The sequence below is a fragment of the Desulfogranum mediterraneum DSM 13871 genome (genome assembly GCF_000429965.1).
Classification (GTDB): domain Bacteria; phylum Desulfobacterota; class Desulfobulbia; order Desulfobulbales; family Desulfobulbaceae; genus Desulfogranum; species Desulfogranum mediterraneum.
The window spans coordinates 75,137-95,552 of sequence record NZ_AUCW01000017.1 but is presented as its reverse complement, the minus strand read 5'-3'; the positions used below and the strand labels follow the sequence as shown (position 1 = coordinate 95,552).

Annotated in this window: 24 protein-coding genes; 19 read left to right on the top strand and 5 right to left on the bottom strand. The window is 55.9% G+C overall.

From position 1 onward, the window contains the following. The first annotated feature begins 38 nt into the window (after positions 1 to 38). The 18 genes from G494_RS0109145 to ribD all read left to right on the top strand — a co-directional run bounded on the left by G494_RS0109145 (position 39) and on the right by ribD (position 14,519). On the top strand, positions 39 to 857 hold the full coding sequence (locus G494_RS0109145) for an MlaE family ABC transporter permease (RefSeq protein WP_051305557.1): 819 nt from the start codon (positions 39 to 41) through the stop codon (positions 855 to 857). A 22-nt stretch (positions 858 to 879) separates the two neighbouring features. Next, complete coding sequence (locus G494_RS0109140; protein ID WP_028584292.1) at positions 880 to 1,662, top strand: ABC transporter ATP-binding protein; 783 nt, start codon at positions 880 to 882, stop codon at positions 1,660 to 1,662. A gap of 18 nt (positions 1,663 to 1,680) precedes the next feature. Further along, a complete protein-coding gene (gene mlaD, locus G494_RS0109135) occupies positions 1,681 to 2,130 on the top strand; it encodes an outer membrane lipid asymmetry maintenance protein MlaD (protein ID WP_028584291.1) in 450 nt (149 codons plus the stop codon). 7 nt (positions 2,131 to 2,137) lie between these two features. After that, positions 2,138 to 2,923, top strand: a complete 786-nt coding sequence (locus tag G494_RS0109130; RefSeq protein WP_051305555.1) for an MlaA family lipoprotein — start codon at positions 2,138 to 2,140, stop codon at positions 2,921 to 2,923. A gap of 156 nt (positions 2,924 to 3,079) precedes the next feature. After that, entirely contained in the window at positions 3,080 to 3,631 is a 552-nt protein-coding gene (locus G494_RS0109125; protein ID WP_161629964.1) for an MlaC/ttg2D family ABC transporter substrate-binding protein, read from the top strand. 215 nt (positions 3,632 to 3,846) lie between these two features. Continuing rightward, positions 3,847 to 4,362, top strand: coding sequence for a YceD family protein (locus G494_RS0109120; RefSeq protein ID WP_028584288.1), 516 nt, complete (start codon positions 3,847 to 3,849; stop codon positions 4,360 to 4,362). A 67-nt stretch (positions 4,363 to 4,429) separates the two neighbouring features. Next, positions 4,430 to 4,618, top strand: a complete 189-nt coding sequence (gene rpmF, locus G494_RS26065) for a 50S ribosomal protein L32 (protein WP_084456611.1) — start codon at positions 4,430 to 4,432, stop codon at positions 4,616 to 4,618. 9 nt (positions 4,619 to 4,627) lie between these two features. After that, complete coding sequence (gene plsX, locus G494_RS22670) at positions 4,628 to 5,638, top strand: phosphate acyltransferase PlsX (RefSeq protein WP_035246008.1); 1,011 nt, start codon at positions 4,628 to 4,630, stop codon at positions 5,636 to 5,638. Between the two features lie 12 nt (positions 5,639 to 5,650). Next, entirely contained in the window at positions 5,651 to 6,628 is a 978-nt protein-coding gene (locus G494_RS0109110) for a beta-ketoacyl-ACP synthase III (protein ID WP_028584287.1), read from the top strand. Positions 6,629 to 6,646: 18 nt separating this feature from the next. Continuing rightward, complete coding sequence (locus tag G494_RS0109105) at positions 6,647 to 7,795, top strand: acyl-CoA dehydrogenase family protein (protein WP_028584286.1); 1,149 nt, start codon at positions 6,647 to 6,649, stop codon at positions 7,793 to 7,795. Positions 7,796 to 7,805: 10 nt separating this feature from the next. Beyond that, a complete protein-coding gene (locus tag G494_RS0109100; protein ID WP_028584285.1) occupies positions 7,806 to 8,585 on the top strand; it encodes an electron transfer flavoprotein subunit beta/FixA family protein in 780 nt (259 codons plus the stop codon). Positions 8,586 to 8,660: 75 nt separating this feature from the next. Continuing rightward, the gene (locus G494_RS0109095) at positions 8,661 to 9,863 is read left to right on the top strand and encodes an FAD-binding protein (protein ID WP_028584284.1); all 1,203 of its coding nucleotides are present in this window, start codon (positions 8,661 to 8,663) and stop codon (positions 9,861 to 9,863) included. Continuing rightward, positions 9,847 to 10,596, top strand: coding sequence for a 3-oxoacyl-[acyl-carrier-protein] reductase (fabG, locus tag G494_RS0109090; RefSeq protein ID WP_028584283.1), 750 nt, complete (start codon positions 9,847 to 9,849; stop codon positions 10,594 to 10,596). The genes G494_RS0109095 and fabG overlap by 17 nt, the downstream gene beginning before the upstream one ends. A gap of 76 nt (positions 10,597 to 10,672) precedes the next feature. Then, on the top strand, positions 10,673 to 10,906 hold the full coding sequence (gene acpP / locus G494_RS0109085) for an acyl carrier protein (RefSeq protein ID WP_028584282.1): 234 nt from the start codon (positions 10,673 to 10,675) through the stop codon (positions 10,904 to 10,906). Between the two features lie 14 nt (positions 10,907 to 10,920). Then, on the top strand, positions 10,921 to 12,162 hold the full coding sequence (gene fabF / locus G494_RS0109080) for a beta-ketoacyl-ACP synthase II (RefSeq protein ID WP_028584281.1): 1,242 nt from the start codon (positions 10,921 to 10,923) through the stop codon (positions 12,160 to 12,162). 16 nt (positions 12,163 to 12,178) lie between these two features. Continuing rightward, positions 12,179 to 12,604 (top strand): ribose 5-phosphate isomerase B, encoded by a 426-nt coding sequence (rpiB, locus tag G494_RS0109075; protein WP_028584280.1) that lies wholly within the window; start codon positions 12,179 to 12,181, stop codon positions 12,602 to 12,604. A gap of 308 nt (positions 12,605 to 12,912) precedes the next feature. Next, positions 12,913 to 13,386, top strand: a complete 474-nt coding sequence (gene nrdR / locus G494_RS0109070) for a transcriptional regulator NrdR (protein ID WP_028584279.1) — start codon at positions 12,913 to 12,915, stop codon at positions 13,384 to 13,386. 17 nt (positions 13,387 to 13,403) lie between these two features. Continuing rightward, complete coding sequence (ribD, locus tag G494_RS0109065) at positions 13,404 to 14,519, top strand: bifunctional diaminohydroxyphosphoribosylaminopyrimidine deaminase/5-amino-6-(5-phosphoribosylamino)uracil reductase RibD (protein ID WP_035246005.1); 1,116 nt, start codon at positions 13,404 to 13,406, stop codon at positions 14,517 to 14,519. Here ribD and G494_RS0109060 read toward each other — a convergent pair. From G494_RS0109060 to G494_RS0109045, 4 genes are all read right to left on the bottom strand, one after another. Further along, complete coding sequence (locus tag G494_RS0109060; RefSeq protein WP_028584277.1) at positions 14,516 to 15,502, bottom strand: ParB N-terminal domain-containing protein; 987 nt, start codon at positions 15,500 to 15,502, stop codon at positions 14,516 to 14,518. The two genes, ribD and G494_RS0109060, sit on opposite strands and share 4 nt — an antisense overlap. A gap of 36 nt (positions 15,503 to 15,538) precedes the next feature. Next, on the bottom strand, positions 15,539 to 15,829 hold the full coding sequence (locus G494_RS0109055; protein ID WP_028584276.1) for an integration host factor subunit alpha: 291 nt from the start codon (positions 15,827 to 15,829) through the stop codon (positions 15,539 to 15,541). 95 nt (positions 15,830 to 15,924) lie between these two features. Further along, positions 15,925 to 17,217 (bottom strand): phosphopyruvate hydratase, encoded by a 1,293-nt coding sequence (gene eno, locus G494_RS0109050; protein WP_028584275.1) that lies wholly within the window; start codon positions 17,215 to 17,217, stop codon positions 15,925 to 15,927. A 77-nt stretch (positions 17,218 to 17,294) separates the two neighbouring features. Then, positions 17,295 to 18,500, bottom strand: coding sequence for a type II secretion system F family protein (locus G494_RS0109045; RefSeq protein WP_028584274.1), 1,206 nt, complete (start codon positions 18,498 to 18,500; stop codon positions 17,295 to 17,297). A 193-nt stretch (positions 18,501 to 18,693) separates the two neighbouring features. On the opposite strand from G494_RS0109045, the gene G494_RS0109040 reads away from it, so the two are divergent. Then, positions 18,694 to 18,939, top strand: a complete 246-nt coding sequence (locus tag G494_RS0109040; RefSeq protein WP_028584273.1) for a PxxKW family cysteine-rich protein — start codon at positions 18,694 to 18,696, stop codon at positions 18,937 to 18,939. A 154-nt stretch (positions 18,940 to 19,093) separates the two neighbouring features. On the opposite strand, the gene G494_RS0109035 is transcribed toward G494_RS0109040, so the two are convergent. Next, complete coding sequence (locus tag G494_RS0109035; RefSeq protein ID WP_028584272.1) at positions 19,094 to 20,404, bottom strand: UDP-glucose dehydrogenase family protein; 1,311 nt, start codon at positions 20,402 to 20,404, stop codon at positions 19,094 to 19,096. Between the last annotated feature and the right edge of the window lie 12 nt (positions 20,405 to 20,416).

Below are 20,416 nucleotides of genomic sequence, written 5' to 3'. Positions count from 1 at the left end.
TGCCTCTTTCTTGGTTCTCAGCGCCCAATGCATACTCTATGAATGTTGTTCAGCAATCCATAAACCGGTTCTCCTCCTTCCTTGGCGATATCGGTGATCGTTTCAGCTATCTGTTGACCGATCTCGGCAATATGGGAATCTTCCTGTTGTTCTCTCTGGCCGGTCTGTTCAGGCGGCCTTTTCGACTGGCCGAGTTGATGAAACAGGTCGCCTTTATCGGCGCCGACTCGCTGGTCGTGATTTTTTTTACCGCCCTCTCTTCGGGGATGGTGCTGGGGCTCCAGGGCTACTATTCGCTGAGCAAGTTCGGGGCAGAGGGTTTACTGGGCTCGGCAGTTTCCCTGACCCTGATCATGGAGCTGGGACCGGTTCTGACCGCCCTGATGGTGACCGGTAGAGCCGGCTCCGCCATGTGTGCGGAACTCGGGATCATGCGGATCTCAGAACAGGTGGATGCCCTGGAGTGTATGGCCATCGATCCCTTCAGGTACCTGATTTCACCCAAGGTGGCGGCAACCTTGATTGCCGTACCTCTGCTCACCGCATTTTTCGATGTGGTGGGCATCTTTGGCGGCTATCTTGCCGGGGTGAAGCTGATGGGGGTAAATGGAGGGGCATTTTATGCCGGGATGGAGCAGAGTGTCACCAACCATGATCTTCGGCTGGGCATCATTAAATCCTTTGTCTTTGCGCTGCTGATTGTTTGGATCTGTGCGGGCAGGGGATACTTTGTCCAACAGATCAGGGGTGCCGGCTTCGGGGCCGAGAGTGTCAGCAGGATTACCACCCAGGCCGTGGTCCTGGCCTCGATCTCCATCCTGATCTTTGATTACCTGCTCACCGCAATCTTACTCTAGTCCAGGAGCCATGGAGCACACTATGCACTCGTCAACCGAACCGGCGGTCCGCTTTGTTGAGGTGGTGAAAACCTTTGGTGGCGCCGATCAGTGCCACCGGGTTCTTGATCAGGTGAGCTTTTCCATTCCCAAGGGCATGACCACCGTCATAGCCGGGGGCAGCGGCCAGGGGAAGAGTGTGATTCTCAAGCTGGTCCTGGGCTTGTTGCGACCGGATGCAGGGTCGATCCTGGTGGGTGGGCAGGACGTACCCAAGCTGGGGTACAAGGCCCTGCAGCAGGTGCGTATGCGTTTCGGGGTGCTCTTCCAGGGCGCGGCCCTGTTTGACTCTCTGACAGTGTTTGAAAATATCGCCCTGCCTCTGCGGGAACGAACCCGCCTGGATGAAGGAGGTATCAGAGAAAAGGTGGAGCAGACCCTGGACCAGCTTGAACTTGGCGGTCATGGTCAAAAATATCCCGCCCAACTCAGTGGCGGGATGAAGAAACGGGTAGGGCTGGCCAGAGCGCTCCAGCTTGAACCCGAGATAGTGCTCTATGATGAACCGACCACCGGCCTTGATCCGGTGATGACCCGTGAAATTTATGATCTGTTTGCCAGGACCCAGCAGCGCTTGGGCTATACGGCCATTATCGTCAGCCATGATATCCCCCAGGTGTTCGAGCTTGCCGATCAGATTATCCTGTTAAATCGTGGCGAGCTTGACGTTTTTGGCCGAGTTGAGGAGATAGCGTACTCCAGGAAGCCATTTATCCGCGAGTTTGCTGAAAAGACCATGGGGTTACCTACCCCTGGTAGAATTTGAGAATAAGGGGACTGCTGGATGCGACATAGCCGTTTGAATATTGTGGTGGGTCTTTTCCTGGTGCTGGGCTTTCTCGCCTTTGGTTGGCTGGCCTTCCGCTTAGGGGAGGTGCCCTGGCTGACCGGTGCCAAGACCTATCCGCTCCGGGCCGAATTTCATAATGTTTCAGGGGTGAAAACCGGTGCCGATGTGCAGGTCTCCGGCGTCCGGGTGGGAACGGTCAAGGAGTTACGCCTCAGTCAAGACGGGCTGGCCATGGTGACCATGCAACTCAATAATGGCCTGTCCGTGCCCCTGGATTCCATCGTTTCGGTGAAGTCCCAGGGTATTATCGGTGACAAGTATCTGCAGATCTCCCTGGGTGGCGATGAGGAGAGCTATGCAGCAGGTGAGGTGGTTGTGGATACTGAATCTTCTGTGGATCTGGAGTCCCTAATTTCCAAGTTTGCCTTTGGGCAGGTGAAATAGCACGGTTATGTGGATGGAGAGCGTGGAGCGAAAACAGAGCATAAGGACGGTGATCCTCACCACGGTGTTGCTGCTGGTGGTTGGCTTTGGTTGTGGGCGGGTCCAGGCGGAAGAGGTCGATTTTCTTGACGACGCCTTTTATGAGGAAGAGGCCGACGGTCCTGCGGTTGCAGACCCGCTGGAGCCTCTGAACAGGGCCATCTTCACCTTTAACGACAAGGCCTACACCTATCTGTTGAAACCGGTAGCCACCGGCTACAGCAAGGTTCTACCCAGCGATATTCGCGGCACGGTCTGGAATTTTTTCCGTAACCTGGAGGAGCCTATTCGCTTTGTCAACTGTATCCTCCAGGGGCGGTTCGAAGAGTCTGGCTGGGTTCTGTCCAGGTTTGTGATCAACAGTGTGGCCGGTGTCTTTGGTTTGGGAGATCCAGCCTATCGGGAGTTCGGCATTCCCAGGATTGAAGCCTCTCTGGGCGAGACCTTGGAAAGCTGGGGCGTGGGAGATGGGTTTTATACGGTGATTCCATTCTTCGGTCCTTCGACCCTCCGTGATTTCAGCGGCACCGTGGTCGATGCGCTGACCCTCTCGCCCTACTACTTCTGGGTGGATGATTACTGGACCATGGCAGCGATCTACGGCACCAAGGAGATCAACAAGCTTTCCCTGTCCCTGAACGCCTATGATGATTTGAAAGAAGTCAGCTTTGATCCCTATGTTGCCATCAGGGACGGCTATCTGCAGGTCCGCCGGAAGCTCCGCGACCACAGTGAGTTTGAAGTGGATTTCTAGCGGCAATTTCTGGTTGGTGCCGGTTGTTGGCGCCCACTGTTCTTATTCTCTTCCTTGTGGTTAGCTCTTGTCATGTTCCAGTCGCGCCTTGTTGTGGTCGTTTTGCTGTTGTCCGGGATATTGCTTCCCCTCTCTTCTCCTTTGGCAGTAGATGCTGTGCCGGATCCCACACGGCAGTTGCAACCCTTTATCGAGAAGATGATCAAGGTCTTGGCTGACGCCTCCAGCGAGGATCAGCAGCGCTTTGACCTCTGCCAGAGGGTGATCGATGTGGCCAGGGAACGGTTTGATTTCCAGGAGATGTCCAAACGGGTCCTCGGGCGCCAGTGGAAGAAGCTGAGCCCTGAGCAGCGGCTTGAGTTCGAAGATCTCTTTACCCGTCTGCTTCAACATGCCTATATCGGCAAGGTGCAGGAGTACACCGACCAGGAGGTGGTATATCTCAAGCAGCGTATTCGCAAGCAGAGGGCAGAGGTGCAGACCCAGCTGGTCAATAACGGCTCAACCATTGCGGTTTCTTATATCATGCTGCTCAAGGGGGAACAGTGGAAGGTCTATGACGTGGTGGTTGAAGGGGTCAGCCTGGTGCGGAACTATAAGGAGCAGTTCAGAGAGATCGTCGACAGCAAGGGTTATGCAGAGTTGGTGGTCAAGATCAGGGATAAAGTGGAACAGATCGAACAGGCCGGGAAGGGGCAGGACCAGTGATTCCCTTGGGGCCGTGCCTCTTTGTTCGGGGCACCTTTTCACCATGAACGGCTCTTGCTGAGGCCTGCGGACAGGGGGAAGGGCCCTGCTCAAGGCCGATCTCAGCCCTGTGCAGAATCACTCTTTTCTCATTTTTCGATGGCATTCTTGTTTTTTTTTGTGTATTGTCTCACCTTTTGACGAAAATTGTCCTTGTTACCACGTGGTAGGGTCTCATGCGCATCCGCTTTAATGAAATTTCACCCAACGGTAATCAGTTTACAATAGATGATCCTGCCGAGATTGGTGATGCTGATCTCAGCATCCAGGACGGCACCATGGAAGCCACCTTCGTTCTTCGCCGCAAAGATGAACATAAGGTGGAGATGAGTGGCGCCCTGAAGTTGACCCCTGTTCTCTGCTGTGATAGATGTCTGGGGTCCTATGCCTATCCCCTTGAAACTGAATACCATATTCTTTTTGAAACCATTGCCGATAGTAAGTGGAACCTTAAGGAACTGGAGTGCGGTTCGGAAGATCTGGATACGGTCTTGCTCGAGGAGCCGGAGATCGATCTGATAGATGTGCTTCGTCAGCAGGTGGCCCTCTCCCTGCCGGACAAAAAACTCTGTTCAGAGCAATGTAGAGGCATCTGCAGTCACTGCGGTGCCAATCGAAACACAGAGCAGTGCAACTGTGCGCAGAATACGGTTGAAACGCCCTTTGCAATACTCTCTAAACTGAAAAAATAGTAACCGTTTTATCCCCTAGATGCAGGTCTGACCATGAGGCCTTGCTGAGACGAATAAGGAGAACACCATGGCTTTACCGAAGAGACGACATTCCCATTCCCGCACCAGACAACGGCGAGCCCATGACGGCCTCAAGGGTCCCAGCGTGTCCAACTGTCCCGAGTGTGGCGAGCCCAAGATGCTCCATCAGCTCTGCAGTGGTTGTGGTGTGTATAAAGGCAAGAATATTATCCAATTAGAGGATGAACTTAACTAGGTTGTTGATGTGCGAATAGCTCTTGATGCCATGGGTGGTGACCGTGGATCGGAAATGCTTATCCGTGGCGCAATTGCAGCTGTAGAAGAGCAAAGTGATATTGAAGTCGTGCTGGTCGGGCCAGAACCCCTGCTCCGAGATACCCTTACTGCGGTAGGGGGCAGGGGAGGAGCATGGTCCGACCGGCTGACCATCGAGCATGCCCCGGAAGTCGTTGGCATGGATGAATCTCCGGTTGATGCCGTCCGCAAGAAGAAGCTCTCTTCGGTGATGGTCGCCTTTGATCTGGTGAAAAACGGTAGGGCCGATGCCGTGGTCTCGGCCGGGAATTCCGGAGCCACCCTGGCCGCCGGGGTGCGTAAGCTCGGTCGCCTGAGGGGCGTCTCCAGGCCGGGGATAGCCAGTTTTTTTCCTACCTTGAAAAAGCCAGTCATGCTGATGGACATCGGTGCCAACGTGGATTGCCGGCCCCAACATCTCTGTCAGTTTGCGGTGATGGCGTCTTCCTGTTCCAGTTTACTGCTTACCATTGATAGGCCGCGGGTCGGTCTGCTGAGTATCGGCGAGGAGTCCGGCAAGGGCAACGCCCTGGTCAAGGAGACCTATGACCTGCTCAGGGAGAGTTCCCTGAACTTTGTCGGCAATGTCGAGGGGCGGGACGTCTACAAGGGCGATGTGGATGTGATAGTCTGTGACGGCTTTGTCGGCAATATTTCACTGAAGATCAGTGAAGGGCTGGCCGATGCTGCCATGCAGATGCTGAAAAAGGAAATTATGAAAACCTGGAGGGCGAAACTGGGCTACCTGCTTATTCGGAAGGCCATCAGCGGTTTCAAGAAACAGGTTGATTATGCAGAGTACGGTGGCGCTCCCCTGCTTGGCATCAATGGTACCGGCATCATCTGTCACGGTACCTCCAATGCAACCGCGATCCGAAATGCCATAGAAGTCGCATCTGACATGGTGCGAAACAAGGTTAATAAAGTCATTGTAGAGGGCCTGGATAATCCCCAGGCCTGATTGAGGCAATATATGTGTAAAGCCGTCATCCTGGGAACCGGGTCCTGTCTCCCTGAACGAACGCTGACCAATGCTGAGCTTGAGCAGATGGTGGAGACCTCTGATCAGTGGATCACCAGCCGAACCGGGATTAAAACCCGCAGAATCTCCGGTGCCGGAGAGTATAACTACCGCCTGGCTGCCGGCGCTGGCCGGAAGGCCCTGGACAATGCCGGGCTGACAGCCGCTGAGCTGGACATGATCATTGTCGCTACCCTTTCGCCGCAAAAGATCATGCCCTCCACAGCCTGTTTTGTCCAGGCAGAGTTGGGGGCGGATAATGCCTTTGCCTATGATATCAATGCCGCCTGTACCGGCTTCACCTACGGTCTTGACCTGGCGAGCAAATATATTGCGTCCCAACCGGAGATGAAGGTCCTGGTCATCGGTTCAGAGACCCTCTCCACCAGGGTGGACTGGGAGGACCGCAATACCTGTGTGCTCTTTGGAGACGGTGCAGGTGCGGCGGTCCTGGGGAGCCGTGACGATGGTCGGGGTATCTTCGGCAGTAAACTGCGCTCCGACGGGCGTTTGTGGAACCTGCTGCACATGGATGGCCCGGAGAGCCAGAATCCTGCTCTCCAACCCGAAGACTGGCAGGGTGCCCTGATTCGGATGAATGGCAGTGATATCTTCAAACATGCCGTTCGTGCCATGAGTGGCGTGGTCAACGATCTGCTGGAACAGCAAGGCCTGAGCGTGGCCGATGTCGACCTGATTATTCCCCATCAGGCCAACATCCGTATCCTGCGAAAACTCCAGAGCAGGCTTGATGTTCCTGATGAAAAACTGTTTGTAAATGTAGATAAATACGGCAATACTTCTGCCGCCAGCATACCTATCGCGCTTGATGAAGCCAACCAGCAGGGACGGATCAAAGAAAATGACGTCGTCCTGCTGTGCACCTTTGGTGCCGGTCTCACTTGGGCGTCATTACTTATGCGCTGGTAATATACCAAGGAGAGACTCGTGGAGTATTTTTTAACAGAAGAACAACAGATGATTGTTGACACTGCCAGGGAAATTACCAACGAGAAAATTATCCCTGTTCGGGCAGAACTTGACGAAAACAATCAATTTCCCAGGGAAATCCTGGAGGATATCGCCAAGGCGGATCTGTTCAGCATCTTTGTACCCGAGGAGTATGGCGGTTTCGGCGGCGGCTGTTTTGACATTGCCCTGGCCATGGAGGAACTTTCCCGCGGCTGCGTCGGCGTGGCCACCAGCTTTGCCGCCAGTGCCCTGGGGATCTTTCCGGTGCTCATCGCCGGCAGCGAGGAGCTGAAGGAACAATATCTGCCCTCCATTGCCTCTGGCGAACGTTGGGCAGCCTTTGGCCTGACCGAGGCCAATGCCGGCAGCGATGCCTCCGGGATCCAGACCACGGCCGTCCTGGATGGCGATGAGTGGGTCCTCAACGGCACCAAGCAGTGGATCACCAATGGCGGTGAAGCCGAAATCTATACCATCGTTGCCCTGACCGACCCCCAGAAGGGGGCGCGTGGTGCCTCCATCTTTGTGGTGGAAGACGGTGATCCCGGATTCTCCTATGGCAAGAAAGAGGACAAGATGGGGATTCGTTCCTCGGCCACCAGGGAGTTGATCCTCAAGGACTGCCGGATTCCCAAGAATCGGCTGGTCGGCCGCAAGGGTACCGGCTTCATCACCGTGATGAAGACTCTGGATATCTCCCGGCCCGGGATCGCGGCCTTGGGAATCGGCCTGGCCCAGGCAGCCCTGGACGAGGCGGTCGTCTATTCCAAACAGCGGGTACAGTTCGGCAAGCCCATCGTCTCCTTCCAAGCGGTGCAGCATATGCTCGCCGATATGGCCATCCAGCTGGAAGCCGGCCGGGCCCTGGTGTACGCCGCTGCCCGCCACATCGACAATAACCCCAAGAACATGTCCAAGGCCTCGTCCATGTGTAAGGTCTTTGCTACGGACATGGCCATGAAGGTGACCACCGATGCGGTTCAGGTGCTTGGCGGCTACGGCTACATGAAAGAGTACCCGGTGGAGAAGATGATGCGTGATGCCAAGATCCTCCAGATCTATGAGGGGACCAACCAGATCCAGCGCAACGTGGTTGGCCAGGAACTCAATAAAGAATACTCCTAGGAAGTTTGCCATGAACATAGTGGTTTGCATCAAGCAGGTTCCGGATGCCAAAGATGTCCGACTCGATCCCGAGACCAACACCCTGGCCCGTGAGGGAGTGGAGTCGATAATGAATCCCTACGATCGCCATGCCCTTGAAGAGGCGGTGCAGCTCAAGGAGGAACATGGAGGATGCGTGACCGCCGTCACCATGGGCCCTCCCCAGGCGGAAAACGTCCTGCGCGAGGCCCTGGCCTGCGGCGCGGACAAGGGATTGCTGGTCTCTGATCGAGCCTTTGCCGGTGCCGACACCTGGGCGACCTCCTACACCCTGGCCAAGGCCATAGAGTCCCTCGGGGAGATTGATCTGACCCTCTGCGGAAAACAGGCCATAGACGGGGATACTGCCCAGGTCGGTCCGGGCGTTGCCTGTCGCTTAGGCGTTCCCTTTGTCACCTGTGTCCAGAAGACCCGTGCATCCAGCCCTGACTCCATCACAGTGGAACGGATGATGGATGATGGCTATGATCTGGTACGGCTGCCTCTACCGGCCCTGTTGACCGTGGTCAAGGATATCAACGAACCTCGGGTTGCATCCCTCAAGGGGAAGATGAAGGCCAAGAAGGCGGTTATCCCCATGGTCTCAGCCGCAGATATCCAGGCAGCGCCGGAGAATATCGGACTCGGCGGTTCACCCACCAAGGTGGTTCGGGTCTTTTCTCCCGAGGCACGCGGTGATCGACAGATTTTCACCGGCACGGTTGAGGAACAGGTCGATCAACTGGTTCAACAACTGAAAGCGCATCTCTAGAGCGCGCCCCCTGTAGGCAGGATGAGCTGGTCCCTGTCGCTTCCCCCCGGATCCAGAGATAGAAGAAAAGAAAAGATGCTGAAAATAGATTGTGACAAGTGCATAGTATGTGGGATTTGCGAGTCCGGTTGCCCCTTTGCTGCCCTTCACTGCGAGGACGACTGTGTCGTTGTCGATGAAAACTGTACCCTCTGCGGTGCCTGTGTGGAAAGCTGTGAGGTCGGTGCACTCTCCATCGAGGTCGGTGAGAAAAAGGTGCAGCAGGACCTGGCAGACTGGCAAGGTGTCATGGTCTTTGGCGAATTTCGCCACGGGACCATTGCTTCGGTAACCTACGAACTCCTTGGAGTCGGGCGAAAGCTCGCAGATGCCAGGGGCGTCGGCTTGAGTGTGGTCCTGCTGGGGACGGATATTGGCTCCCACGGACCTTCTCTGATCGCGGCCGGAGCCGATTTAGTCTACCTGGTTGATCATCCTGCACTTGAACAGTTTCGAGAAGATGCTTACGGGTATGCACTGGAAAAGATCATCCGCCTGAAGAAGCCGGAGATTGTACTTGCCGGTGCCACTGCCATTGGTCGCTCGGTTATTCCCTTTGTCGCCACCCTGATCGATGCCGGCCTCACCGCCGACTGTACCCGTCTGGAGATCAGGGAAGAAGACGGGATGCTGCTGCAGACCAGGCCGGCCTTTGGCGGTAATATCATGGCCACCATCGAATGTCCTGATACCAGGCCGCAGATGGCCACGGTTCGGCCAAAGGTCATGGTGGCAGCTGAGCCAGACGGCAACCGCAAGGGGGTGGTTGAGTCCATCGATCTTGACGAGAAACTGACCAGCTCCAAGGTGGAGATCCTGGAGACGGTGATCAGTGAGGAGGAACAGGTCAACATCCAGGAGGTGGAGACCCTTGTTGCCGGTGGTCGTGGATTGGAGTCTGAAAAGGGCTTTGCCTTGATTCGGGAGTTGGCCTCAGAACTCGGCGCCGCCGTCGCGGCCAGCCGTGCGGCTGTAGATTCCGGCTGGATTCCCTATCCCCACCAGGTCGGCCAGACCGGCAAGACCGTCCACCCCAAGGTCTATATTGCCTGCGGTATTTCAGGTGCCATCCAACACGCCGTGGGGATGCAGTCCTCTGATATCGTGATTGCCATAAACCGTGATGAGAATGCCCCGATCTTTGATATTGCCACCTACGGCATTGTCGGTGATCTCTACGAGGTTATTCCGGCACTTATTAAACGTATCCAGGAGGTGAAGAGTGACTCTTCAAGATAAGGTAGCCCTGGTCACCGGCGGCAGCCGTGGGATCGGGCGTGCCATCTGTACCCGACTCGCTGCCATGGGGGCACTGGTCGGGATCAACTATGTCTCCAACCCGACCGCTGCCCAGGAGACCCTGGACCTGCTCGAAGCGCAGGGAGGCCGGGGCTTTCTCTGCCCCTTCAATGTCTCTGACTTTGCTGCAACCCAGACAGCCGTCAAGTCCATCATCAGCGACCATGGCCGACTGGATGTCCTGGTCAACAATGCCGGTATCACCCGTGATGGCCTGATGGCCATGATGAAAGAGCCCCATTGGGATGATGTCCTGGACACCAACCTCAAGGGCGCCTTCAGCTGCAGTAAGGCAGCCATGCGCTCCATGCTGAAAAAACGTTGGGGACGCATTATTAACATCAGCTCGGTTATAGGTTTTGTCGGTAATGGCGGCCAGGTCAACTATGGCGCTGCCAAAGCCGGACTGGTCGGCCTGACCAAATCCATGGCCAGAGAACTTGCCGGACGCAATGTTACTGTGAATTGCGTGGCACCCGGATACATTGTCACTGATATGACCGAAGAGCTGGCAGAGGATGTCCAGCAGGCGATTAAGGCACAAGTTCCATTGAATCGGTTGGGTTCAGCCGAGGATGTGGCCGCAGCTGTCGCCTTCCTGGCCTCCGCCGATGCCGAGTACATCACCGGACAGACCCTTCATGTCAATGGTGGAATGTATATGGGAAACTAGCAACCTTCCTCCCAGGAGGAATAGCGTTGCTTTGAGCAGTACCTACATCAAAACATATAATATTCAGGAGAATACAATGGCTGTTGAAGCAAAGATGATCGATATTATCGTAGAGCAGTTGAGCGTGGATAAAGAAAAGGTGGTTCCTGCCGCCTCATTTGTTGACGATCTGGGTGCAGATTCCCTTGACCTGGTTGAGCTGATCATGGCCATGGAAGAGGAATTTGACGTGGAGATCCCTGACGAAGAGGCCGAAAAGATCACCACTGTGCAGAATGCAATTGATTTTGTTGCTAAAATCCAAGAATAATAAGGGTTAGTTTCGTGAAAAGACGGGTCGTTGTTACAGGAATAGGCTTGGTCACACCTCTTGGTACGGGTACCGACAAGACGTGGGATAATCTTATCCATGGCCGTGGCGGTATTGGACCGATTACCAGGTTTGATGCCAGTGGTCATGCCTCACAGATTGCCGCAGAGGTCAAAGATTTCTCAGCTGCAGACTGGTTTGAAAAGAAGCAGGTGAAGAACCTCGATCTCTTTGTCCAGTATGCCATTGCAGCGGCAGAACTTGCCTGGAAAGACAGCGGCCTGTCTGTTACCGATGAAAATCGGGAGCGAATCGGGGTTATCACCGGATGCGGCATGGGGGGCTTGCCCACCATTGAGGAGTACCATCAGGTCTTGATGGAGAAGGGACCTCGAAAAATCACCCCCTTCTTCATCCCCCGGGTGATCCCCAACATGCCTTCCGGTCATATCTCCATGCGTCTGGGCAGTAAGGGACCCAACCTAACCCAGACCACGGCCTGTGCTGCCGGTACCCACGCCGTGGGCGAAGCCTTCCGCCATATCGCCTACGGTGACTGTGATGTGGCTGTCACCGGGGGCACCGAGTCGGTGATCTGCCCGCTGGCAGTAGGGGGATTCAGTGCCATGAAGGCGCTCTCCACCCGTAACGATGATCCAGCCACGGCCTCAAGGCCCTTTGATGTCGATCGTGATGGTTTCGTCATCTCTGAAGGATCCGGGATGCTGATCCTGGAAGAGTTGGAGACGGCCAGAAAACGTGGGGCCAGGATCTATGCCGAGATTATCGGTTATGGTCAGACCAGCGATGCCTATCATATCGCTGCTCCACCAGAGGACGGAGAGGGTGGAGCCCGCTGTATGGCCATGGCCCTTCGAGATGCCCGGGTTGCCGCCGAGAGTGTCGACTATATCAATGCCCACGGCACCTCCACCCCGCTGAACGATCGCTGCGAGACCCTGGCCATAAAGACGGTCTTCCAGGAGCATGCCTCCAAACTGGCCATCAGTTCCACTAAATCCATGACCGGACATATGTTGGGCGCTGCCGGAGGGATAGAGTCGGCCTTCACCGCCCTGACCCTGCATACGGGCATCATCCCACCCACCATCAATCTCCATAATCCGGCCCCTGAGTGTGACCTCGATTATGTGCCCCTTACCGCTCGAGAGGCCAATCCGGAAGTCGCCATCTCCAACTCCTTTGGCTTTGGTGGGACCAATGGGGTCGTGGTCATGAAGAAGTTCAGTGAATAAAGGCAAGGAGAACAGAGTGAAGATTGCACTTGGCTGTGACCATGGGGGCTTTGGCCTTAAGCAGGAGATTGCAGCTGTCCTGAAAGACTGCGACTGCGAGGTCGTTGACTATGGCTGCTATTCCAGCGACTCGGTCGACTACCCTGACATTGCCGCTGCTGTCTGCAAGGCGGTGGCCGGCGGAGAGTGTGAGCGCGGGATATTGATCTGTGGTACCGGTATCGGCATCTCCATTGCCGCCAACCGGCATCCAGGTATCAGGGCTGCCCTCTGCAGTGAACCTTTTTCAGCACAGATGAGCAGGGAACACAATGACGCCAATGTGCTCTGCCTTGGAGGTCGCGTCATCGGCGGAGCACTGGCTCTGCAGATTGTTGATGTCTGGCTGAAGACCGAATTTAGTGGAGGACGTCATCTCCGGCGCATTCAGATGCTGGACTGAAACCCGGCTGATTGTCCTGGGGAAAACGAATGAACCGGTATGCTTTTTAGATAAGGCTACCGGTTTTTTTATGGGAAATTTATCAAGGCGTTGGCTTCCGGTTTCGGGAGGGAATTCCACCGATAAGTGATGCCGGACCGGCACCACCAGGCATCACCAGGCAGTACCGACCGGGCAGTACCGCGCAACCAGGGGAGCGTGCGCCCCTGAACAACCAAGGACAGCGGTACTTGTCATTACCCATGGCTACCTTGCGAAATTGCTATTACATGAATTTTTCAAGCTATCCTCATATATAGAGAACTATCATGAAATGTCCCTACTGTGGCCACCTGGAAAACAGGGTCATCGACTCCAGGGTGAATAAGGACAAGACCATTATCCGTCGACGTAGAGCCTGTGCCTCCTGTCGGCAGCGATTCACCACCTATGAACGGATCGAGTTGATGCTGCCCATGCTGATCAAAAAAGATGGCCGTCGGGAGCCCTGGAACCGAGGCAAGATTGTGGCTGGCCTGGAAAAGGCCTGCGAAAAACTTCCGGTGAGTATGACCGATATCGATGCCTTTGTCGATGCCATCGAACTGCGCCTCCAGGATGCCGCAGGCAAGGAGGTTTCCACCAGGCAGATCGGGGAGTGGGTCATGGAGTCTTTGCCTGCCCTTGACGAGGTCGCCTATGTCAGGTTTGCCTCTGTTTACCGGCAGTTTAAGGATGTGAATGAGTTTATGGATGAGTTGAAGCTTTTCCTGGGCAAATCCCAGGAAGGCAAAGAAAGTTAAGCAAGGAGTCCCTGTTGATGTCGAGTTTCGATGATGATCAGCGGTTCATGGAAATCGCTCTGGCCGAAGCCCGTAAAGGGCTTGGCCGAACCTCTCCAAACCCCGCAGTGGGCGCTGTCGTCGTCCGTGAAGGCAGGATCGTGGGCCGGGGGTATCACCGCAAGGCGGGTACCCCCCATGCAGAGGTCCACGCCCTGGCCGATGCCTCTGCTTCGGCCAGGGGGGCCACCATCTATGTTACCCTGGAGCCCTGCAACCATACCGGTCGCACCCCACCCTGTACCCAGGCCATCTTGAAGAGTGGCATTGCCCGGGTGGTGATCGGGATGTTGGATCCTAATCCACATGTGGCCGGGAAGGGTATGGAATGTTTGGAGCAGGCAGGGCTAACGGTCTGCCATGGGATCCTGGAGAAGGAGTGTCGTGCCTTGAACTATCCCTTTCTCAAACATATAGCCACCGGTTTACCCTGGGTGATCATGAAGGCTGGCCTCAGCCTTGATGGCAGGATCAGTTACCGCAAGGGAGAGGGCGGCAAGATTACCGGGCCCGCGTCCGGTGAGCGCGTCCACCAAATCAGAGACCGGGTTGATGCCATTCTCATCGGCGTGGGCACCGCCCTGAGCGATGATCCGAGCCTGACCACCAGGCTCGGAACCGGCAAAGGGCAGGACCCCTTACGGATCATTGTCGACACCAGTCTCCGCCTGCCCCCCGCAGCCAGGATGCTGCACCAGGATTCGGAGGCAGAGACCTGGGTCTACTGTGGAACCGCGGCCAGTGAAGAGCGGCAGCAGCAGTTGGAGGCGGCCGGGGCAAGGGTGGTGCGCCTTCCCCTATACCCGGATGGAGGTCTCGACCTCAACGCACTCCTGGCGCACCTGGGAGAGGAAGGGATCAACGCACTCCTGGTCGAAGGCGGGTCCCGGATTCATGGCAGCTTTCTTCAGGCAGACCTGGTGGATCAGGTCTGCCTCTTCTATGCGCCATTTTTTATCGGCGACCAGGGCACACCTCTGCTGAAGGGTTACGGTATCAATCAACGAGAAGCGGGAGCAGGCTTTGTGGAAACCTCGATCACCGCCCTGGGCAGCGACCTGCTCTTCACCGGCTACCGCCATTTTCCCGCCTAGGACGAGGCAAACATTGCCTGGAGTTGAGCGACCTGCTCCCTGAGGGCCTCCTGGCTGGGAAAGGTCATGGTGACCGTACAACTGTCCCGTTCAAAGGCAGGAGAGGGGGTGACCTCCACCTGGGCCGGGAGCTGCAGACCTTGGACAAAACGTTGAAAGGCTGCCTCGGCTTCGATCCTTTGGGGGGCATGGAGGTTGTGCAACTGTTCAAGCAGACGGGCGCCCTGCTGGGGGATATTGTTCGTGTCCGGACTTGCCTGCTCCGGCAGCATCGCCAAAAGTTCAGCAAAGCTGCACTCTTGCCTTCGGGTCATTTCGATGACCAGCTCAAGGAGCCTGTTCTGCTTGGAACCGCCGAAATGATACCTTTTGATGGAGTGGACCACCAGCCCTTGATCCTGGTGGGTGAGCTTGGCTAACTGAGTAGCAGCCTTGGCCGGGATCAGTCTCCCATGGATTGCCTCCTGGGCAGAGGGGGCCAACTCCAGCAGGGCCAGCAGCCCGGCCAGGGCGTGTTGGTTGCCCCTGTAGCCCATCAGCTCAAGGAGCTGAAACAGTTCTTCCCCGGAGAGTCGGGCAGAGGCCTCCCTGGCGACCAAGGCGTCTTCAAGGGGGCTGGGCACCCCACCCAGGCGTCGATGGGCACAGAGCAGCGAGAGTCGCTGGAAGGGTGGCGTCTCCACGCTCAGCACCAGACAGGGAACCGTGCTCAGCTTCAGCTGGCTGCAGGCCGCGAGTTGACGATGGCCGGAAAGGAGCAGGGCGCAGAGCGGCTCATCTTCGCCCTGCTGGACAAGCAGGGGCAGGAGCAGGCCATGCTGTGAGATGGCACTCAGCGTTGCCGGATCCACGGTTTCGTCGATGAAATCAGGATAGGTGGAGGAGCAGGGGCTGATCTGTTTCAGGGGCAGGTGCTTGATAGTATGGCTGGGAATCACGGTACAGGGGCAGGTGGGGGTTAATAAAAAGAGGGGCCTCATCATCGATGAGGCCCCTCACGCTCACTGCAAAAAGCAGGCTTATCGGTTGGCGTTGATCCGTGAACGGAGGATCCCGGAGGGCTTGAAGGTAACAACCCGTCTGGCATCGAGTATCAGTTCGCTCCCGGTTTGAGGATTTCGGCCGCGTCTGGATTTTTTGTCTTTGATGTTGAACTTGCCAAAGCCACTCAGTAATAGATCCTGGCCATTAATAAGGGAAGATTTAGATAACATCAGGAAGGTCTCCACAGATTCTGTGGATTGCGATTTGGTCAACGTTGGATGGGTCTTGTAGATTTGCTGTACTAAATCAGCCTTAGTCAGGGTCATTGTTCACCTCCTAATGGAGCGAAGTTTCAATCTTTTGTTTGGAATTTGTTCCTGCATATATAGTATGCAGGGCTTATACCGCTTGTCAATCCTGATTATTGAAGAAAGTGAAAGGCGCCCTTGCCTGCATAGAGGGCTGCCTCACCAAGTTCTTCCTCAATGCGAAGGAGTTGATTGTACTTTGCCACCCGATCACTGCGTGAGGGGGCACCGGTTTTAATCTGACCGGCATTGAGGGCAACCGCCAGGTCGGCGATGGTGGCATCTTCGGTCTCGCCGGAGCGATGGGAGATAACCGCCGTATATCCTGCCCGGTGGGCCATGTCCACGGCATCGATGGTCTCGGTCACCGTGCCGATCTGATTGAGTTTGATCAGAATGGAGTTGGCCACCTGCCGACTGATCCCTTTTTGAAGGATAGCGGTATTGGTGACAAAGATATCGTCTCCGACCAGTTGAATCTTTCCTCCCAACTCCTGGGTCAGGGCCTTCCAGCCGTCCCAATCTGACTCATCCAGGCCGTCTTCAATGGAGATCAGGGGGTACTGCTTGACCCAGTTGGCATAAAATTTGATCAACTGCTCGGCGTCTTTCTTCGGTTTTTTCTCGGCATTCAGGACATACTTCTTATCCTTGGCCATGTAGAATTCGCTGGCAGCGGCATCGATGCCGATGAAGATATCCTTACCAGGCTTGTAGCCGGCCTGGACGATCCCCTCCAGGATAGCCTCCATGGCCTCCTCGTTGGAGCTGAGGTTGGGGGCGAAGCCGCCCTCATCGCCGACCGCGGTCTGCAGGCCACGGCCTTTGAGCACGGATTTCAGGGCGTGAAAGGTCTCGGTTCCCATACGCAGGGCCTCTGCAAAACTCTTGGCACCCACGGGTAGGATCATGAACTCCTGGATATCGACATTGTTGTCGGCGTGGGCTCCGCCGTTGAGGATGTTCATCATCGGTACAGGCAGGACCTTGGCATTGACCCCGCCCAGATAGTTGTACAGGGGCAGCTCCAGCTCAGCGGCGCTGGCCTTGGCCACGGCCATGGAAACACCGAGGATGGCGTTGGCGCCAAGCTTCTTCTTGTTGGCGGTATTGTCCAGCTTGAGCATGATCTGGTCCAGCAGGACCTGATTGGCCGATTCCCGACCGAGCAGGGCAGGGGTGATCAGCTCGTTGACGTTTTTGACGGCCTGGAGCACACCTTTGCCGTTGTAGCGCTTCTTCTTGGTATCACGCAACTCCAGGGCCTCACGCTGGCCGGTGGAGGCGCCGGAAGGTACGGCGGCCCTGCCCATGACCCCTGTCTCCAGGTAGACCTCAACCTCCACCGTAGGGTTTCCCCTGGAATCCAGTACTTCGCGTGCAACGATATCGACGATTTCTCCCATGACTCTATTCTCCGTAAATTTCTAAAGAGTGGTGAACGATCTCTTCTGATATATTAATAATAAATGAGTGTTTGCCCTTAGACCACGCTGGCCATCTTAAAGATCGGCAGATACATGGCCACCACCAGCCCGCCGATCATGCCGCCGAGAAAAACCATCATAAAGGGTTCGATCATGGCCGTCAGGTTGTCCACTGCCTGATCAACCTCCTCGTCATAAAAGTCAGCAATCTTCTCCAGCATGGTATCCAGGGCACCCACGGATTCACCGACATTGATCATCTGGACCACCATGTTGGGGAAGACCCCGGACTCCTCCAGGGGCTCGGCAATGGGGCGACCCTCGGCAATGGACTCCGCGGTTCGAAAAACAGCTCTCTCTATTACCTTATTCCCAGAAGTTTTGCCAACAACTTCTAGGGCTTCAAGGATGGGAACGCCACTTTGGAGCATGGTGCTCAGGGTCCGGGTGAACTTTGCCACCGCCACCCGGCGCAGCAGGGTGCCGACCACCGGGGTTTTCAGCAGGAGGCTGTCGATCCTTAGCCGCCCCTTTTCCGTACCGTAGATCCGCTTGACAATCCAGCTGAGGACGAAGGCGACGATGATCAGGTAGATGAAGTTGCCCTTGAAGAAGTTGCTCATATCCACCACCAGCTGGGTGGGAGCAGGCAGGGCCGAGCCGAAATCCTGGAACATCCGGTCAAAGACCGGGACCACAAAGACAAGGATGACCACCAGGATGATGATGGAGATTCCCAGACAGATGGCAGGGTAGGTCATGGCTCCCTTGATCTTCTTCTGCAGGGCCATGGACTTCTCCTTAAAGACCGCCAGCCTGGAGAGGATGGTATCCAGGATACCGCCGAGCTCACCGGCTTCGATCATGTTGGAGTAGAGGTTGTCAAAGACCTTGGGGTGCTTGCGCATGGAATCTGCCAGGGTGGTTCCGGTCTCCACGTCACCCTGGATTTCCAGGAGAACTTTTTTAAAGGTGGTGTTGCTCTGCTGCTTGCCCAGGATCTGGAGGCACTGGACCAGGGGCAGGCCGGCGTCGATCATGGTGGAGAGCTGCCGGGTAAAGATGACCACATCCTTGCCGGTGACCTTGGGCTTGAACAGGGGAATGTTCTCCAGGAGATCCTTGGGCTTTTCTTTGATCCGGATATTATCCATACGAAGACGCCTGAGTTGGGCCAGGGCAGAGCCTTCGTCAGGGGCCTCCAGTTCCCCTTTGCGCTTCTCTCCGTAGCTGTTCTTTCCTTTCCATATATAAATGGGCATTGGGTATTCTCCGGACAACACGCCGAGACTTTTTCAAGGCAGTTGAAGATAAGTTGTTGACAGATGCAGGGATAGCCTTTATAAATTTATTTTTTTTGCGGGCAATGCGTCCTCTGGTCGCAATTTATGATATTGTATGGAAGTTTTTTTCTTGATTCAAGAAAAAGTTTATATTTTTTATGGAGTTGGCAATATGCAGAGCAATGAGACAGCAAAGTTCAGTGAGGGAGCATTTCAACCGGTCATCGAGCAGTGTGAAGGTTGTGAGCGGATCGTAGAAGTTGACAGTGCAAAGTTTTGTAACACCTATGCACAGCCCGGTGCCAAGTGGCGGCTGGGGATCTGCAACTTTGCAACCCATGCCAAGCCGGAGGTCAAGGTGGTCAAGGTCCGGATCAACCCGCTGAAAGCTGCCAAGCGCGCCAACCGTCGGGGCTAATCCTCCACCCGTCATGGCTGTTCTCCGCTGAGGAGTGCAGCCCCTCTCTCCGCCTGCGGGGAAGAGACCCAAAAAGCCTCTGCATCATCTCCGATGTAGAGGCTTTTTTTATGCAGCCGGCTCTGCCCGGCAAGCGAGCCGGGCTGGGGGCGGCTCAGCGGTTGCCGACACCGGTGTAGTTGAAGCCCAGGCTCTTCATCCGCACCGGATCATAGACATTGCGCAGGTCAACAAAGACCGCTGCCTTCATGCTCGTCTTGATCCGCTCCAGGTCCAGGGCCCGGTACTGATTCCACTCGGTCATCAGCACCACGCAGTCTGCCTCGGCCGCAGCCTGATAGGCGTTCTCCTGGTACTCGATGCCGGCCGGCAGGTAGGCCCTGGCCTCTTCCATGCCCTGGGGGTCATGGGCCTTGATCCGGGCCCCCTTCTCCAACAGGGCCGGCAGGATGGTCGCGGCCGGGGCATCGCGCATATCATCGGTCTCCGGTTTAAAGGTCAGCCCCAGGACAGCAATGGTCTTGCCGGCCACCGAACCTCCGACCATCTCGCGGATCTTTTTCACCATCCTGGCCTTCTGGGCTGCATTGACCTCCACCGCAGCCTCAACCACCCGGACGTTTTCCCCATGCTCCTGGACGATGCGCATCAGGGCCAGGGTATCTTTGGGAAAGCAGGAACCGCCATACCCGGGTCCAGGGTGGAGAAACTTGGAGCCGATCCGGCCGTCCATGCCGATGGCCTTGGCAATATCGGTGACATTGGCCCCCACGGCCTCGCAGACGTTGGCGATCTCGTTGATGAAGCTGATCTTCACGGCCAAAAAGGCGTTGGCCGCATACTTGGCGAGTTCTGCGGTTTCGATGGTGGTGCTGACAATGGGGGTGTCGCGGAGATAGAGCGGCATGTAGATTTCCCGGAGGATCTCTTCGGCGCGTTCGGTCTCTATGCCGATCACCACCCGGTCCGGCCGCATAAAATCAGAGATGGCGGCTCCTTCGCGGAGAAATTCGGGGTTGGAGGCCACGTCAAACTCAGCTTTCGGATTGGTCTCAGCGATGATCCTGCTGACCTGACGGGCGGTGCCGACAGGTACCGTACTCTTGTCAACCACCACGGTATAGCCCTCCAGGTGGGCGGCAACCTCTCGGGCAGCGTCATAGATATAGGTCAGGTCGGCATAGCCGTCGCCGCGGCGTGAGCTTGGCGTGCCCACGGCAATGAAGACCGCATCAGCCTTGGGTACGGCCTGGGTGATGTCGGTGGTGAAGCAGAGGCGACCTTCGCTGATATTTTTTTTCACCAGGGTATCCAGGCCTGGCTCGTAGATGGGGATTACCCCCTCTTTGAGCTTGGTGATTTTCTCCTCCACCTTGTCCACACAGGTGACCATATGGCCAAACTCTGCAAAACAGGTTCCGGTGACCAGGCCCACATAGCCCGTGCCGATCATGGTAATATTCATGGGTTCTCCTTG